We start from the raw sequence: 17,036 nt of genomic DNA, 5'->3' as shown, positions 1-17,036 counted from the left end.
AAAGACTGGGGAGGACCGGATGGAACCGGAACCGGAACTGGAACGACTGCGGGCGGCACTGCTGGCCGTACCCGACGGGCGGCCGCCCGACCCGTGGCTGGCCGAGGCGTTACGTCGGGTCGGGGCCGAACCGTCCGCGATCGGCCGGCTCTTCGCCGCGGCCGGCCGCAGGTGTGGCCGGGCACCCCTGCCCGACCTGCCGCACTGGTCCGCCGACGACGCCGCCCGGGTACTGCTGCTCGGTGCGCTGCCCCCGGCCGAGCTGCCCGGCCAGGTCGAGGCCCGCTACCGCGAGGGCGACGCGGCCGAGAAGCGGGCGGTACTCCGGGCCCTGCCGCTGCTGCCGGTCGGCGACGCCGGGGTGCCGCTGCTGCACGACGCGATCCGGACCAACGACACCCGGCTGGTCGCCGCCGCCCTCGGCCCGTACGCCGACCGGCTCGACCAGGCCGCCTGGCGGCAGGCGGTGCTCAAGTGCGTCTTCACCGGCATCCCGCTGGCCGCCGTGCACAGGCTCGACGAGCGGGCCGACGCCGAGCTGGCCGGCATGCTGGCCGGCTTCGCCGACGAGCGCCGGGCGGCCGGCCGGGAGATGCCGGCCGACGCGACCGCGTTGCTGGATCGACTGAGCACGCTCGACCGGTCGGGGACCCCGACCGGGCCGGGCGCGGAGGAGGCGTGATGAGGATCTTCGACCCGCACATCCACATGACCTCGCGGACCACCGACGACTACGAACGGATGGCCGCCGCCGGGGTACGCGCCCTGGTGGAGCCGGCGTTCTGGCTCGGCCAACCCCGGACCAGCGCCGCCTCCTTCGTCGACTACTTCGACTCGCTGGTCGGCTGGGAGCCGTTCCGGGCCGGCCAGTTCGGCATCCGGCACCACGCCACGATCGCGCTGAACCCGAAGGAGGCCAACGATCCGCGCTGCCGCGAGGTGCTCGACCTGCTGCCCCGCTATCTGGACAAGGACGGCGTGGTGGCGGTCGGCGAGGTCGGCTACGACTCGATGACGCCGGAGGAGGACGAGGTCTTCGCCGCCCAGCTCGCCCTGGCGGTCGAGCACGAGCTGCCGGCGCTGGTGCACACCCCGCACCGGGACAAGGCCCGGGGCACCGAGCGCAGCCTCGCGGTGGTCGCCGAGTCCGGGCTCGACCCCGGCCGGGTGGTGATCGACCACCTCAACGAGGTGACGGTGCCGCTGGTCCGGGACACCGGCTGCTGGCTCGGCTTCTCCATCTATCCGGAGACGAAGATGTCGCCGCCGAGGATGGTCGAGCTGCTCCGGAAGTACGGCACCGAGCGGATGCTGGTCAACTCGGCCGCCGACTGGGGCCGGTCGGATCCGCTGCTGACCCGGGCCACCGGTGAGGCGATGCTGGCCGCCGGATTCGACGACGACGACGTCGACCGGGTGCTCTGGCGCAACCCGGTGGAGTTCTACGGCCAGTCCGGCCGGCTGGACCTCGAAGACGCGGACGAGTCCTCCGGCGCGGCGCCGCCCGGCACCTTCGAGGGGAACTCGATCCTGCGGGGCGGTAGCTGATGCGGCTGCGGCACGCCGACGGGCAACTGGTGCACCTGAGCTACTGCACCAACGTGCATCCGGCCGAGGACCTGGCCGGGGTGCTGGGACAGCTCGACACGTACGCGGTGCCGATCCGGGAACGGCTCGGCGCCGACGTACTCGGACTGGGGCTGTGGCTGGCCGCGCCGGTGGCGGCCGGGCTCGCCGCCGACCCGCAGACCCGGCGGCGGCTGCGCGCCGAGCTGGCCGCGCGCGGGCTGGAGGTGGTCACCCTGAACGGGTTCCCCTACCAGTCCTTCCACGCGCCGGTGGTGAAGCAGGCCGTCTACCACCCGGACTGGACCACCCGGGAGCGGCTGGTCTACACCCTGAACCTGGCCACCGTACTGGTCGACCTGCTTCCCGACGACGCCGTCCGGGGCTCGGTCTCCACCCTGCCGCTGGCCTGGCGCCAGCCCTGGGAGCGGCGCCAGGCCGACCGGGCGGCCCGGGTGCTGGACGAGCTGGCCGCCGGGCTGACCCAGATCGCCTGGCGTACCGGCCGGGCGGTCCGGGTCGGCTTCGAGCCGGAACCGGGCTGCGTGGTCGAGTCGACCGGCCAGGCGGTCGCCACACTGTCCCGGGTGGACACCGACCGGCTCGGCATCTGCCTCGACCTGGCCCACCTCGCCTGCGCCTGGGAGGATCCGGCCCAGGCGCTCGGCCGGCTCCGCGCCGCCGGGCTGCCGGTGGTGAAGGTGCAGGTCTCGGCCGCGCTGGCCGCCGCCGACCCGGTCGCCGCCGCCGACGTGCTGCGCGGGTACGTCGAACCGCGCTTCCTGCACCAGACCCGCACCGACGCCTGCGGAGGGGCCGCCGACCCGGCCGACCCGGCACACGCCGCCGACGACCTGGACGCGGCGCTGGACGCCAACCTGCCCGGCGCCTGGCGGGTGCACTACCACGTACCGCTGCACGCCGTACCCGCCGCGCCGCTGGAGTCCACCGTGCCGGTGCTCCGGGACGCGCTGCGGGAGCTGTTCGCCGGGCCGGTCGCCGGCTGCGACCACCTGGACGTCGAGACGTACACCTGGGGGGTGCTGCCGGCCGGGCAGCGCCCGGGATCGGACGCGGAGCTGGCCGGCGGGATCGCCGCCGAACTGGCCTTCGCCCGCGACGAACTGGTCGCGCTCGGACTGACCGAGGACTCCGCCTCGCCCGCCGGCCCGGCCGCCGCCCCCGTTTCCGCGCCGAGGAGGCACGATGGCTGACCCACTGGTCGTGATCGACGTGGTCGGGCTGACCCCCCGACTGCTCGCCCACATGCCCCGGCTGCGCGCCGTGGCCGACGCCGGCTGCCGGGCCGAACTCGGCACCGTGCTGCCGGCAGTGACCTGCTCGGCGCAGGCGACCCTGCTCACCGGGGCGCTCCCGGCCGAGCACGGCATCGTCGGCAACGGCTGGTACTTCCGGGAGCTGGGCGAGGTCTTCCTCTGGCGGCAGCACCACGCGCTGATGGGTGGGGAGAAGGTCTGGCAGGCGGCCCGCCGGGAGCGCCCGGACTACACCGTGGCGAACGTCTGCTGGTGGTACGCGATGGGCGCCGACGTGAACTGGACGGTGACGCCCCGGCCGATCTACTACGCCGACGGGCGCAAGGAGCCCGACTGCTACACCGACCCGCCGGAGCTGCACGACGAGCTGACCGGGAAGCTGGGCGGGTTCCCGCTCTTCACGTACTGGGGGCCGGGGGCGGGGCTGCCGTCGTCGCGGTGGATCTGCCGGGCCGCCGAGCAGATCATGGCGGAGAAGAACCCGGACCTGACCCTGGTCTACGTCCCGCACCTCGACTACGACCTGCAACGCTTCGGCCCGTCGTCTCCGCAGGCGGCGGCCGCCGCGAGCGAACTGGACGGGGTACTCGGCCCGCTGCTGGACGCGGCGGCCGCCCGGAACGCGACCGTGGTGGTGCTGTCGGAGTACGGCATCACCGAGGCGAGCCGGCCGGTGGACGTGAACCGGCTGCTCCGGGCCGAGGGGCTGCTCCGGGTCTACACCCAGGACGGGATGGAGTATCTCGACCCGTGGACGTCCCGGGCGTTCGCGGTCGCCGACCACCAGATCGCGCACGTCTACGTGAAGGATCCGGCCGACGTGCCGGCGGTGGCGAAGCTCTGCGCGGGGCTGTCCGGGGTCGCCGAGGTGCTGGACGCCGCCGGCAAGGCCGCGCACGGGCTGGACCACGAGCGGGCCGGCGAGCTGGTGCTGGTCGCCGAGCCGGACGCCTGGTTCAGCTACTACTACTGGCTCGACGACGCCCGGGCCCCGGACTTCGCCCGGCTGGTGGAGATCCACCGCAAACCCGGGTACGACCCGGCGGAGCTCTTCTTCGACCCGGCCGCGCCGGGTGCGGCGAAGCGCCGGGCGGCGGTGGCGCTGGCCCGGAAGAAGCTCGGGATGCGCTACCTGATGAGCGTGGTGGGGCTGGATGCCGGCGCCCGGGCGGTACGCGGCTCGCACGGCCGGCTGCCGGCCGACCCGGCGGACGGTCCGGTGCTGATCTGTTCGGACCGGTCGGCGGCCCGGGACCGCTACCAGGCCACCGAGGTCAAGAGCCTGCTGCTCCGCCTCGCCGGTGTCGATTCCGCCGCCGCCGGTCCGGCCGGTGCCGTCCCCGCCGCCGCCGGTCCGGCCGGTGTCGATCCCGCCTCGGCCGGGGGAGGGCGGTCATGACGGCGACCGTGCCGGAGGTGGATCTCGGGGAACTACGGAAGCGCTTCGACGCCCAGCTCGTCGCCTTCCTCGACCGGCAGGACCCGGACTGGCCGGACGGCGCACCCCGGGGGGTCTTCACCACCCTGCACCGGTTCGTGCTGGCCGGCGGCAAGCGGCTGCGCCCGCTCTTCTGCTACTGGGGCTGGCGGGCCGCCGGTGGCGTGGACGGTACCCCGATCGTGGCCGCCGCCGCCGCGCTGGAGCTGTTCCACGCCTTCGCGCTGATCCACGACGACATCATGGACGGCAGTGACCGGCGCCGGGGCGAGCCCTCGGTGCACCGGCTCTTCGCCGACCTGCACGCCCGGTCGGCCTGGCGCGGCGACCCGGCCTCCTACGGGCGCAGTACCGCGCTGCTCTGCGGTGATCTCTGCGCCGCCTGGGCGGACCAGCTCTTCCACGAGTGCGGGCTCACCCCCGAGGAGGTGCACCGGGGGTACGGCGTCTTCGCGACGATGCGTACCGAGGTGATCGCCGGGCAGTACCTGGATCTGGTCTCCGGGGTGGGGGACGGCTCGGTGGCGAGCGCCCTGACGGTGATTCGGATGAAGGCCGCCCGTTACACGGTGACCCGACCGTTGCAGATCGGCGCCGCGCTGGCGGCGGGCTCGCCGGAGCTGCTGGCGGCGCTGGCCGCCTTCGGTGACCCGCTCGGCGACGCGTTCCAGCTCCGGGACGACGTGCTCGGGGTCTTCGGCGACCCGGCGTTGACCGGCAAGTCCATTCTGGAGGATCTGCGGGAGGGGAAGCCGACGGTGATGATGGCGCTGGCCCGGGGGAGTGCGGACCGGGCCCAGGCGCAGCGGTTGAAGGCGCTCTTCGGCAATCCGGAGCTGGATCCGGAGGGTGCGGCCGAGCTGCGGGCGATCATCGTCGACACCGGCGCGCTGGACCGGATCGAGCAGATGATCAAGGTACGTGTCGACGCGGCGCTGGCCGCGCTCGCCGACACGCCACTCGGCGAGGAGACCGCGGGCGTGCTCGCCGCGCTGGCCGCCGAGACCGTCGACCGGCAGTTGTAGCCGCCGACGACGGGGGAGCGGCCGGGCTCCACAGTGGTACCCAGCGCGGCCGGTTGATCACCGACGGCGCAACTTTTCGCCGTGTCGACAAAAGTTCATGTTGACGTGGCAGAAGGTATGGACACATCAACACATGGAAATTACTGTGTCGAGCACAGCTCAGAGTTGTTACGTCGAGGTAACCGACGGCGCGGTTTGCCCACGACAGCGATCGACGTACCGGTGTGCCCATGCCGGTCCACGGTCGCGGCTTGGCGGGAACGGCGGCCCCCGGGCGGAGATCCACCCCGACGGCATCTGGCGCGACGGCGAGCGCCCTGCCTGTACGCAACTGTTCAGGACGGGAGTGCACGACCATGTCTTCCACCGACCATCCACATCCGCCCCGCCGGCCGCTGGCCGGTCGAGCCCCTTCGAGACGACGGCGGTGGGCCTCCGGTGCGGCGCTGCTGCTGGCCGCCACCACGCTCCCGGCGGTGATCGCCCCGGCCACCCCCGCCGCGGCACACCCGATCAACGCCGCCGACTTCCAGCAGGTGACCCTGGCCCGGGGCGTCGCCGAGGTGGGCGAGCCGATGACCATCGCGGTGCTGCCGGACCGCTCCGTGCTGCACACCGCCCGCAACGGCACGCTGCGCCGCACCGACGCGGCCGGCAACACGGCGGTGCTCGGCACGCTGCCGGTCTACACCCACGACGAGGAGGGGTTGCAGGGCGTCGGCGTCGACCCCGGCTTCGCCACCAACCGGCAGATCTACCTCTATTACGCCCCGCCGCTCTCCACCCCGGCCGGTGACGCGCCGGCCACCGGCACGGCGGCGCAGTTCGCGCCCTTCGCCGGGGTCAACCGGCTCTCCCGGTTCACCCTGAACGCCGACTTCACCCTCAACATGGGCAGCCAGGTGACGGTGCTGGACGTGCCGGCGGACCGGGGGATGTGCTGCCACGTCGGCGGCGACATCGACTTCGACGCCGCCGGCAACCTCTATCTCTCCACCGGGGACGACTCCAACCCGTTCGAGTCCGCCGGCTACGCGCCGATCGACGAGCGGACCAACCGCTATCCGGCGTACGACGCACAGCGCTCGGCCGGCAACACCAACGACCTGCGGGGCAAGATCCTGCGGATCAGGGTGAACGCCAACGGGACGTACTCGATCCCGAGCGGGAACCTCTTCGCGCCCGGCACCGCGAACACCCGGCCCGAGATCTACGCGATGGGCTTCCGCAACCCGTTCCGGATGAGCGTCGACAAGGCAACCGGGCACGTCTACGTCGGCGACTACGGCCCGGACGCCGGCTCCACCAACGCCAACCGGGGCCCGAGCGGGCAGGTCGAGTTCAACCGGGTCACCTCGCCCGGCAACTACGGCTGGCCGTACTGCACCGGCACGAACACCAGCACCGAGACGTACAACGAGTGGACCTTCCCGGACGGGCCGAGCGGGGCGAAGTACAACTGCACCGGCGGGCCGACCAACAACTCGTTCCGGAACACCGGCCAGTCCACCCTGCCGGCCGCCCGCCCGGCCTGGATCCGGTACGCCGGTGACGCCGGCACCCCGCCAGCCTTCGGCGGCGGCTCGGAGTCGCCGATGGCCGGCCCGGTCTACCGGTACAACGCGTCGAACCCGTCGGCCACCAAGTTCCCGCAGTCCTTCGACGGCCAGTTCTTCGCCACCGAGTTCGGCCGGGGCTGGATCAAGCCGATCCACCTGAACACCGACGGCTCGCCCGGCACCATCGACACCTTCCCGTGGGTCGGCAAGCAGGTGATGGACTCGGCGTTCGGGCCGGACGGCTCGTACTACGTGCTCGACTACGGCACCGGCTACTTCAACGGGGACGCCAACTCGGCGCTCTACCGCTTCGACTACGTCGGCGGCGGCAACCGGGCCCCGATCGCGGTGGCCAGCGGCAACCCGACCTCCGGGGTCGCCCCGCTGACCGTCAACTTCTCCTCGGCCGGCTCGTCCGACCCGGAGGGCGGGGCGCTGAGCTACTCCTGGGCGTTCGGCGACGGCAGCACCTCGACGGCGGCGAACCCGACGAAGACGTACAGCGCGAACGGCACGTACACGGCGACGCTGACCGTACGCGATCCGGCCGGCGCCACCGGCACCGCCAGCGTCACCATCGGGGTCGGCAACACCGCGCCGACGGTGACCATCACCGCCCCGGCCGCCGGGCAGCTCGTCGCCTTCGGGGACGCGGTACCGTTCTCGATCACCGTCAGCGACCCCGAGGACGGCACGATCGACTGCTCCCGGGTCAAGATGAACTACGTCCTCGGGCACGACAGCCACGGCCACCTGATCACCACGGCCACCGGCTGCTCCGGCACCATCACCATCCCGGTCGACGGCGAGCACGACGACGCGGCGAACATCTTCCCGATCTTCGACGCGGAGTACACCGACCGGGGCGGGCTGACCACGCACAGCCAGCACGAGCTGACCCCGAAGCGCCGGCAGGCCGAGCACTACGAGACCTCGTCCGGGGTGAACAAGTTCGCCAAGACCGCCGCCGAGGGCGGCCAGACCGTCGGTGACATCAACAACGGGGACTGGATCGCCTTCACGCCGTACCGGCTGGCGAACGCGACCTCGTTCAGCGCCCGGGTCTCGTCGGCCGGGGCCGGCGGCACCATCCAGCTCCGGGCCGGCTCGGCCACCGGCACCGTACTGGGCAGCGCCACCGTCCCGGTCACCGGCGGCTGGGACACCTTCACCACCGTCACCGGCACGATAAGCAACCCGCCGGCCGGCACCACCACGATGTACCTGACCTTCGCCGGCTCCGGCACCGGCGCCCTCTACGACGTGGACGCCTTCACCGTCAACACCGGCAGCTCCGGTGGGGGCGGCGGCACCGGCCCGATCGTCGGGCTGGCCGGAAAGTGCCTGGAGATCGAGGGCGGCGGCACCGCCGACGGCAGCCAGGCGCAGATCTGGAGCTGCACCGGATCGGCTCACCAGACCTGGACCCGGAACGGCCAGACCCTGCGTACCCTCGGCAAGTGTCTGGACGTCTCCGGCGCCGGCACCGCCAACGGCACCAAGATCCAGCTCTGGACCTGCAACTCCACCGCCGCCCAGAACTGGGCCCCGCAGGCCGACGGCTCGCTGCGCAACGCCGGCTCGGCCAAGTGCCTGGACGTCTCCGACAACAGCTCCGCCGACGGCCAGAACGTGCACCTCTGGGACTGCATAGCCGGCGCCGCCAACCAGAAGTGGACCCTGCCCTGACGTAGCCCGGACGGGCGCCCGTCCGGCACCGGCGGGCGCCCCTCCCCACCGCCCTCGACAGGAGAGCGACGATGCGACTGTTCCGCAGCAGCACCCGGAAGACGATCCGTCCCAGCCTCGCCATCGCCACCACCGCGCTCGCGGTGCTGGCCTGCACAGTGCCGGCCGGCCCGGCCAGCGCCGCCGACGCCCCCTACGACGTACTGGTCTTCTCCAAGACCGCCGGGTTCCGGCACGACTCGATCGCCGCCGGCACCCAGGCGATCCGCGAACTCGGCGCGGCGAACAACTTCACCGTGACCGCCACCGAGGACGCCGCCCAGTTCACCACCGCCAACCTCGGCCAGTACGAGGTGGTGGTCTTCCTGAACACCACCGGCGACGCCCTCAACGCCAGCCAGCAGAGCGCCTTCGAGTCGTACATCCGCAGCGGCAGGGGGTACGTCGGGGTGCACGCCGCCGCCGACACCGAGTACGACTGGCCGTTCTACGGCAACCTGGTCGGGGCGTACTTCGCCTCGCACCCGGCCATCCAGCAGGCCAACGTCAAGGCGGTGGACCGGGGCCACGCGGCAACGGCCCACCTGCCGCAGACCTGGACCCGCACCGACGAGTGGTACAACTACCGCACCAACGCCCGGTCCACCGCCCGGGTGCTGGCGACCCTGGACGAGTCGTCGTACTCCGGTGGCGGGATGGGGGCGGACCACCCGCACGCCTGGTGCAAGTCGTACGAGGGTGGCCGCTCCTTCTACACCGGCGGCGGGCACACCCAGGCGTCGTACGCCGAGCCGGCGTTCCGGGCACACCTGCTCGGCGGCATCCGGTACGCCGCCGGCCGCAGCAAGGCCGACTGCCGGCCCGAGTCCGGCTACAGCACCCTCTACAACGGTTCCACCACCGGCTGGTCCCAGGCCGGGCCGGGCAGCTTCACCAACGCCGACGCCACGCTCACCTCGGTCGGCGGCATGGGCCTCTACTGGTACAGCGCCAAGCAGTTCAGCTCGTACTCCCTGAAGCTGGACTGGCGGATGGCCGGCGACGACAACTCCGGGATCTTCATCGGCTTTCCGCCGTCGTCCGACCCGTGGTCGGCGGTGGACAACGGCTACGAGATCCAGATCGACGCCACCGACGCGGCCGACCGGACCACCGGCGCGGTCTACACCTTCAAGTCCGCCGACATCGCGGCCCGGGACGCCGCGCTCAACCCGCCCGGCGAGTGGAACAGCTACGAGCTGCTGGTCGAGGGGGAGCGGCTGCGCATCTACCTCAACGGTGTGCTGATCAACGACTTCACCAACACCAACCCGGTGCGGTCGCTGGCCGGGCACATCGGCATCCAGAACCACGGCACCGGCGACGACGTCTCGTTCCGGAACATCCGGATCAAGGAACTCGGCGGCGGCCCCGGCCCGGACCCGGGCCAGAACACCACGGTCCAGGCCGAGGCGTTCACCGCGCAGAGCGGGGTCCAGGTGGTCGGCAAGGCCGGCGCCAACGGCGGTTCGACGATCGGGTACCTGGACCCGGGCGACTGGGCGGCCTACAACGGGCAGAACCTGACCGGGGTCACCTCGCTGCGGGCCCGGGTCGTCTCCGGCGGTGCCGGCGGCACCCTCCAGGTCCGGACCGGTTCGCAGACCGGCCCGGTGCACGGCACCGCGACGATCTCCAACACCGGCGGCTGGGAGAGCTACGCCGAGGTGAGTACGGCGCTGACCGGGCTGCCGTCCGGCACCGGGAACCTCTACCTCACCGTCGCCGGTTCCGGCACCGGACTGTACGACGTCGACGAGTTCACCCTGGTGCGCTCGACGAGCGGCGGCGGCGGTTCCGGGACCGGGCCGGTGGTCGGGCTGGCCGGCAAGTGCCTGGAGATCGACGGTGGCGGCACCGCCGACGGTACGCAGGCACAGATCAACACCTGCGTCGCCAACTCGGCCCGGCAGACCTGGACCCGTACCGGCCAGACCCTGCGGGCGCTCGGCAAGTGCCTCGACATCTCCGGCTCGGGTACGGCGAACGGCACCAGGATCCAGCTCTGGACCTGCAACTCCACCGGGGCGCAGAACTGGGCCGCCCAGGCCGACGGCACGCTCCGCAACCCCGGCTCGGGCAAGTGCCTGGACGTGTCGAACAACAGCTCGGCGGACGGCCAGGACGTACACCTGTGGGACTGCGTCGCCGGCGCCGCCAACCAGAAGTGGACGTTGCCCTGAGCTGAGCGGGGGGCGGGCGGCGCGCCATCCCCACCACCCGCCCAGCGCGACCCCGCCACCCGCCGGCAAGGGAGACGGATCGGCCGCGAACAGTGCACAGGGTCGGAACGTCTCCGCCCCGCCTTCCGGGTCCGCGGATCCGGAAGGCGGGGCTTCCTTGCGCCGGGCGGCACGGCCTAGAGTGGTCGTGGCGATCCTCGGTGATGGCCGGCGACCAGGCGGGAGGCGCAACCCGCCCGGCTCGGGTGCGGCTGCGCACGTGCCGACCACACCGCCGGGGAGGTTTCCGCCACCGTTCCGGACGGCCACCCTCGCCCCGGTCCACCGGCGCCGCCTGCGGCGCAGTCGCGAATCCCGCGTGACCAACAGGGAGAAAGACCATGGCGCGACCCATCACGCTCTTCACCGGCCAGTGGGCCGACCTACCGTTCGAGGAGGTGTGCCGGCTCGCCTCGGAGTGGGGCTACGACGGGCTGGAGATCGCCTGCTGGGGTGATCACTTCGAGGTCGACAAGGCGCTCGCCGACGACTCGTACGTCGACCGCAAGCGCCAGACGCTGGCCAAGTACAACCTCAAGGTCTGGACGATCTCCAACCACCTGGTCGGGCAGGCGGTCTGCGACCACCCGATCGACGAGCGCCACCAGGACATCCTGCCGGCCCGGATCTGGGGCGACGGGGAGCCGGAAGGGGTCCGGCAGCGGGCCGCCGAGGAGATCAAGGACACCGCGCGGGCGGCGGCGAAGCTCGGCGTCAAGACCGTCGTCGGGTTCACCGGCTCGTCGATCTGGCACACCCTGGCGATGTTCCCGCCGGTCCCGCCGTCGATGATCGAGAAGGGCTACCAGGACTTCGCCGACCGGTGGAACCCGATCCTCGACGTCTTCGACGAGGTGGGGGTGCGGTTCGCGCACGAGGTGCACCCGAGCGAGATCGCGTACGACTACTGGACGACCCGGCGGACCCTGGAGGCGATCGGGCACCGGCCGGCGTTCGGGCTGAACTGGGACCCGTCGCACTTCGTCTGGCAGGAACTCGACCCGGTGAACTTCATCTTCGACTTCGCCGACCGGATCTACCACGTCGACTGCAAGGACGCGAAGGTGCGTACCGGGGACGGGCGGCGGGGCCGGCTCTCGTCCCACCTGCCCTGGGCGGACCTGCGCCGGGGCTGGGACTTCGTCTCGACCGGGCACGGCGACGTGCCGTGGGAGGACTCGTTCCGGGCGCTGAACGCGATCGGCTACGACGGCCCGATCTCGATCGAGTGGGAGGACGCCGGGATGGACCGGCTGGTCGGGGCGCCCGAGGCGTTGCAGTTCGTCCGCCGGCTCGCCTTCGACGCCCCGAGCGCGGCCTTCGACGCCGCCTTCAGCAGCAAGGAGTGACCCGTCGGCGTCGCCGGCCCGCACCGGCCGGCGGCTAGCCAGGCTCCGTGCACGGCGAACGGCGCGGGGCCGACCCGATTCCGGGTCGGCCCCGCGCCGGTCACGCGGTGTGGTGCACTGCTCAGAAGGTGGTGCCGTTCGCTCCCGTCGCCGCCCGGGAGGCGGGGGCGGTCGTCGAGGACTTCGTACCCGTTCCCGCCTTCGTGCTCGACCCGGACGTCGTGCTCGACCCGGAGGCCGTACCCGATCCGGTTGCTGCCGTGCTCGATCCGGTCGCCTTGCCCGACCCCGACGTGCTGCCCGATCCCGACGTGCTGCCCGACCCGGACGTGCTCCCCGACCCGGCGGTCGCGTTCGTGCGACCGCTGTCGTCGGTGTCCGACTCGGACGAGCTGCCGTTGCCCAGGGCGATCTTCTCGCCCAGCCTGGTGTTGCTGAGCCGGTCCTTGCCCTCGGTGTACAGCCGGGAAGCCTGGGCCTGAGCAACCCCGGCCGCCTCCTGCACCGTCGGGTGGTCGAGAACCTGCCGGCCCTTGAGAACCAGCTCCTCGTACCTCTCCCGGCCCGCGCGGGCGCCCAGGACGAAGCCCACAGCCAGCCCGCCGACGAACCACAGCTTTCCGCGCATGACGGCTCCTCTCCGTGTTCTGACGCGGTCAGCGCCCCCGGCTTCCCGTTGGGCGACCGTGTCGCGCCTGCGTCGTCTGTCCCCAGGTCCCTACCCATCCTCCACCGATGTCATGCCTGGTTGTGGCCCCCGTGCCGTTTTGTCCAGATAACTGGCCCAGCGCACCTCCGGCGATAACCCGGTAGCCCGACACCCCCGCCCGTCCTGTACTCTTGTCCCGTCGCACGGCACCGGAGAGATCCAGTGCCGGCCAATGCGATCCCCCGTAGCTCAATTGGCAGAGCAGCCGGCTGTTAACCGGCAGGTTTTTGGTTCGAGTCCAAACGGGGGAGCTTTCCCAACATCCCGCCCGTCGGCCCCGCCGACGGGCATCGTCATATCTGGGGTCCGTCCGGCCTCCGGCACCCGCCGGCCCACGGTGGCGGTCGCTCCTCGTGACGCACCGCGCCCGGACCGGCGGTGCGGCGGCCGGGCGGCGCGGACGTGGCACGGGACGGATGGGTGGGAAATGGCTGGATCGCGGCGCCGGGCCGCCCTGCTGCTCGCCGCCCTGCTCGCGGTCGGCTGGCTGGCGGTGGGTGCGCTGTCGACGCCGTACCCGGGCAGGCTCAGCGAGGTCGCCACCAACGACAACGCCGCGTTCCTGCCCGAGGACGCCGAGGCGACCCGGGGCGAACGGCTCGCCGCCGGATTCGTCGAGCGGCCGACCATTCCGGCGCTGGTGGTCTACGCCCGGGACAGTGGTGTCACCGAGGCCGACCGGCAGCGGGTCGGCGCCGACCTGGCCAGGTTCGCCACCGTACCGGGGGTGGTGGCGCCACTGCCGCCGCCGATACCGAGCGCCGACGGCAAGGCGCTCCAGGTGATCGTGCCGATCGACAACGCCGAGGACGACCGGACCCGCGAGGTGGTCGGCGAACTGCGCCGGATCGCCGGGCACGGCGCCGAGCCCGGCCAGGTCGTCGTGGTCGGTGGCCCGGCCGGAATGCTCGGCGACCTGATCGAGGTCTTCTCCTCGATCGACGGGCCGCTGCTGCTGGTCACCCTCGGGGTGGTGTTCGTCATCCTGCTGGTGGTCTACCGCAGCCCGGTGCTCTGGATCGTCCCGCTGATCGCCGCCGGCCTGTCGTACGCGCTCGCCGCCCTGGCGGTCTACTTCCTGGCCAAGAACGACGTGATCACGCTGAACGGGCAGGCCCAGGGCATCCTCACCGTGCTGGTCTTCGGGGCCGGCACCGACTACGCCCTGCTGCTGATCGCCCGCTACCGCGAGGAGTTGTGCCGGCACCACGACACCGCCACCGCGATCCTCGCCGCCTGGCGGGGCGCCGCACCGGCCATCTTCGCCTCCGGCGGCACCGTCATCGCCGGGCTGCTCTGCCTGCTGCTCTCCAGCCTCAGCTCCAACCAGGCCATGGGGCCGGTCGCGGCGGTCGGCATCGGCGCCACCCTGGTGGTGATGCTGACCTTCCTGCCCGCGCTGCTGCTGCTCGGCGGGCGGTGGGCGTTCTGGCCCCGGTCGCCGTACGTCGCGCACGCCGCGACCGTCGGCCGGCTGTGGAAACCGGTCGCGCACTTCGTCGCCCGCCGGTCCCGGCTCGTCTGGGTGGTGACCACCCTGGCCCTGATCGCGCTCGGCTTCGGCCTGACCCAGCTCGGTGCCACCCGGCTCAGCCAGTCCGAACTGTTCACCAACAAGACCGACTCGGTCCTCGCCCAGGAGGTGATCGACCGGCACTACCCGGGTGGGCTGGGCAGTCCGGTGACCATCTTCCCGCTGGTCGGCGCGGCCGACCGGGTGGCCGCGGCGGCCCGCACCGTACCGGGGGTGGCCGAGATCCGAGCCGTCCCGGCCGGCGACCCGAACGCGACCGGTTCGGAAGCCGCCCCGGGTGCCCCGGGTGCCTCCGGTGCCCCGGGGACCCCCGCCGGGCCGGGTCCCCCCGCCGGGCCGGGTCCCTCCGATGGGCCGGGTGCCTCCGGTGGGCCGCCGAAGGTGGTGGACGGCCGCGTCCAGCTCCAGGCCACCCTGACGGCGCCGGCCGACAGCGCCGAGGCGGAGCAGACGGTACGCGAGCTGCGCGTCGCCGTACACGGGGTGCCGGACGCGGATGCGGTGGTCGGCGGCTCCGCCGCGATCGGCGTGGACACCGCCGACGCCAACACCCGGGACCGGAACGTGATCATCCCCTCGGTACTCGGGGTGATCGCGGTGATCCTGGCCCTGCTGCTCCGGGCCCTGCTCGCGCCGATCCTGCTGATCCTCACCGTGGTGCTGTCGTTCCTGGCCACCCTCGGGCTCTGCGCGTTCCTCTTCCGGTACGCCTTCGGCTTCCCCGGCGTCGACGCGTCGTTTCCGCTCTTCGCGTTCGTCTTCCTGGTCGCGCTCGGCATCGACTACAACATCTTCCTGATGAGCCGGGTCCGGGAGGAGTCGGTGCACCGGGGCACCCGGTCCGGGGTGCTGCGCGGGCTGGTGGTGACCGGCGGGGTGATCACCTCGGCCGGGTTCGTGCTGGCGGCGACCTTCTCGGCACTGGCGGTACTGCCACTGGTGATCCTGATCGAGCTGGGGTTGGCGGTCGCGCTCGGCGTCCTGCTGGACACCATCGTCGTACGCTCGCTGCTGGTGCCGGCGCTCACCTACGACATCGGGCCGGCGGTCTGGTGGCCGTCCAAGCTGTCCCGGATCCGCGGCCATCCGGATACCCAGCCGGATACCCAGCCGGAGGCGCGGTGAGCGGCGTGACCGAACTGCCGGCACAGACCGACGTGGTGATCGTCGGTGGCGGATTGGCCGGGCTCGCCGCCGCCCGTCGACTGCACCGGGCCGGTACGCCGTGGCTGCTGGTCGAGGCCGCCGAGCGGCTCGGCGGCCGGGTCGGCACGGAGGCGGTGGACGGCTACCTGATCGATCGCGGCTTCCAGGTGGTGAACACCGGGTACCCGCGGCTCTCGGCGCTGGTGGACCTGACCTCGCTGGGACTCGGCTACTTCACCCAGGGCGTACTGGTGCGCCGGGGCGAGACCCTGCACCGGATGGTCCACCCGCTGCGGGACCCGTTCGGCGCGGCCCGTACGGTGCTGACCGGCCTCGCCGACGCGGCCGGGCTCGGGCGGCTCGGAAACGTACCGGCGGGCGACGATGTCGACCGGGTCGTCGGCGGGCGGCTCGCGGACGTACGCCGGATCAGTAGCGTCGGACGGGCCACGGACCGGCTCCGGCTGGCGGCGCTGGCGGCCCGCTGTGCGAGCCTTCCGGTGGACCGGCTGCTCGCGGCCCCGGAGACCAGCACCGAGACGGCGCTGCGCCGGGCCGGGCTCTCCGACCGGATCGTCGAGGAACTCCTCCGGCCGTTCCTCTCCGGAGTCTTCGGCGAGCGGGAGCTGCACACCTCCAGCCACGTCTTCGCGATGATCGTCCGGTCGTTCGCCCGGGGCCGGATCGGGCTGCCGGCCGGCGGGATCGCGGCACTGCCCGAGGCGGTCGCCACCCCGCTGCCGGAGTCGCTGATCGCGCTCGGCGTCTCCGCCACGTCGCTGCGGCCCGGACTGGTCCGCACCTCGGCCGGGGCGGTCCGCTGCCGGGCCGTACTCGTCGCCACCGACCCGGGCACCGCGACCGCCCTGCTGCCGCCGCTGCGCCGGATCCGCATGCAGAGCCTGACCACCTACTACCACTCCACGGCCGAGCCGCCGCTGGCCGAGCCGATCCTGCTGCTCGACGGGGACCGGCGGGAACTGATCGCCAACACGGTGGTGGTCAGCCACGCCGCGCCGACGTACGCCCCGGCCGGGCGGCACCTGGTGGCGACCTCGGTGGCCGGGCCGATGGTGCCGCCCGAGCCGGTGGTCCGGGCCGAGCTGGCCCGGCTCTACGGCCGCCCGGTCGACGACTGGGAGCACCTGACCACGGTCCCGGTGCCGGAGGCGCTGCCCGCCGCGCCGGCACCGCAGGGGCGGCTGCGCAAGCCGGTGGCGCTGGGGGAGGGGATCTTCGTGGCCGGGGACCACCGGGCGAGCCCCTCCGTGCAGGGTGCCCTGGCCAGCGGCTGGCGGGCGGCCGGCGCTATCAACGGGTACCTGCGCGGTTGACCTCCCCCTGCCGGGCGCGGACCCGGCCGCCCGCTCGGCGTCGCCGCGATGTCGATCCCGATTGGTATCCTCGCCGTGCCGGAACCGTCGGGGCGGTGCCGAACCGGCGAGCGATCCGGTGGGCCGGAGAGGGCTGACTCGATCTTCAC

Annotated in this window: 11 protein-coding genes and 1 tRNA gene; all 12 read left to right on the top strand. The window is 72.8% G+C overall.

The features are described 5' to 3' along the window. Positions 1–19 precede the first annotated feature (19 nt). Positions 20–682 (top strand): EboA domain-containing protein, encoded by a 663-nt coding sequence (locus C6361_RS31275; protein ID WP_107269937.1) that lies wholly within the window; start codon positions 20–22, stop codon positions 680–682. Beyond that, the gene (locus C6361_RS31270) at positions 682–1,548 is read left to right on the top strand and encodes a TatD family hydrolase (protein WP_107264525.1); all 867 of its coding nucleotides are present in this window, start codon (positions 682–684) and stop codon (positions 1,546–1,548) included. The genes C6361_RS31275 and C6361_RS31270 overlap by 1 nt, the downstream gene beginning before the upstream one ends. Further along, positions 1,548–2,780 carry a metabolite traffic protein EboE gene (gene eboE, locus C6361_RS31265; protein WP_107269936.1) on the top strand — a complete coding sequence of 411 codons (1,233 nt, stop codon included), beginning with the start codon at positions 1,548–1,550 and terminating at the stop codon, positions 2,778–2,780. Before C6361_RS31270 ends, eboE begins: the two co-directional genes overlap by 1 nt. Further along, on the top strand, positions 2,773–4,242 hold the full coding sequence (locus C6361_RS31260; protein ID WP_107269935.1) for an alkaline phosphatase family protein: 1,470 nt from the start codon (positions 2,773–2,775) through the stop codon (positions 4,240–4,242). Before eboE ends, C6361_RS31260 begins: the two co-directional genes overlap by 8 nt. Then, complete coding sequence (locus C6361_RS31255; protein ID WP_107269934.1) at positions 4,239–5,306, top strand: polyprenyl synthetase family protein; 1,068 nt, start codon at positions 4,239–4,241, stop codon at positions 5,304–5,306. Before C6361_RS31260 ends, C6361_RS31255 begins: the two co-directional genes overlap by 4 nt. Before the next feature lie 356 nt (positions 5,307–5,662). Beyond that, complete coding sequence (locus tag C6361_RS31250; protein ID WP_107269933.1) at positions 5,663–8,554, top strand: PQQ-dependent sugar dehydrogenase; 2,892 nt, start codon at positions 5,663–5,665, stop codon at positions 8,552–8,554. A gap of 71 nt (positions 8,555–8,625) precedes the next feature. Then, positions 8,626–10,776 carry a ThuA domain-containing protein gene (locus C6361_RS31245; protein ID WP_107269932.1) on the top strand — a complete coding sequence of 717 codons (2,151 nt, stop codon included), beginning with the start codon at positions 8,626–8,628 and terminating at the stop codon, positions 10,774–10,776. Positions 10,777–11,156: 380 nt separating this feature from the next. After that, positions 11,157–12,164 carry a sugar phosphate isomerase/epimerase gene (locus C6361_RS31240; RefSeq protein ID WP_101367472.1) on the top strand — a complete coding sequence of 336 codons (1,008 nt, stop codon included), beginning with the start codon at positions 11,157–11,159 and terminating at the stop codon, positions 12,162–12,164. A 131-nt stretch (positions 12,165–12,295) separates the two neighbouring features. After that, positions 12,296–12,646 (top strand): hypothetical protein, encoded by a 351-nt coding sequence (locus C6361_RS37795; RefSeq protein WP_199853137.1) that lies wholly within the window; start codon positions 12,296–12,298, stop codon positions 12,644–12,646. A gap of 405 nt (positions 12,647–13,051) precedes the next feature. Then, positions 13,052–13,124, top strand: a tRNA-Asn gene (locus tag C6361_RS31230). Positions 13,125–13,300: 176 nt separating this feature from the next. Continuing rightward, the gene (locus C6361_RS31225) at positions 13,301–15,532 is read left to right on the top strand and encodes an MMPL family transporter (protein ID WP_107269931.1); all 2,232 of its coding nucleotides are present in this window, start codon (positions 13,301–13,303) and stop codon (positions 15,530–15,532) included. Positions 15,533–15,546: 14 nt separating this feature from the next. Then, positions 15,547–16,887 carry an FAD-dependent oxidoreductase gene (locus tag C6361_RS31220; RefSeq protein WP_107271296.1) on the top strand — a complete coding sequence of 447 codons (1,341 nt, stop codon included), beginning with the start codon at positions 15,547–15,549 and terminating at the stop codon, positions 16,885–16,887. Positions 16,888–17,036 lie beyond the last annotated feature (149 nt).

Source organism: Plantactinospora sp. BC1, assembly GCF_003030345.1.
Lineage (GTDB): Bacteria > Actinomycetota > Actinomycetes > Mycobacteriales > Micromonosporaceae > Plantactinospora.
This window is presented reverse-complemented; position numbering and strand designations above follow the sequence as displayed.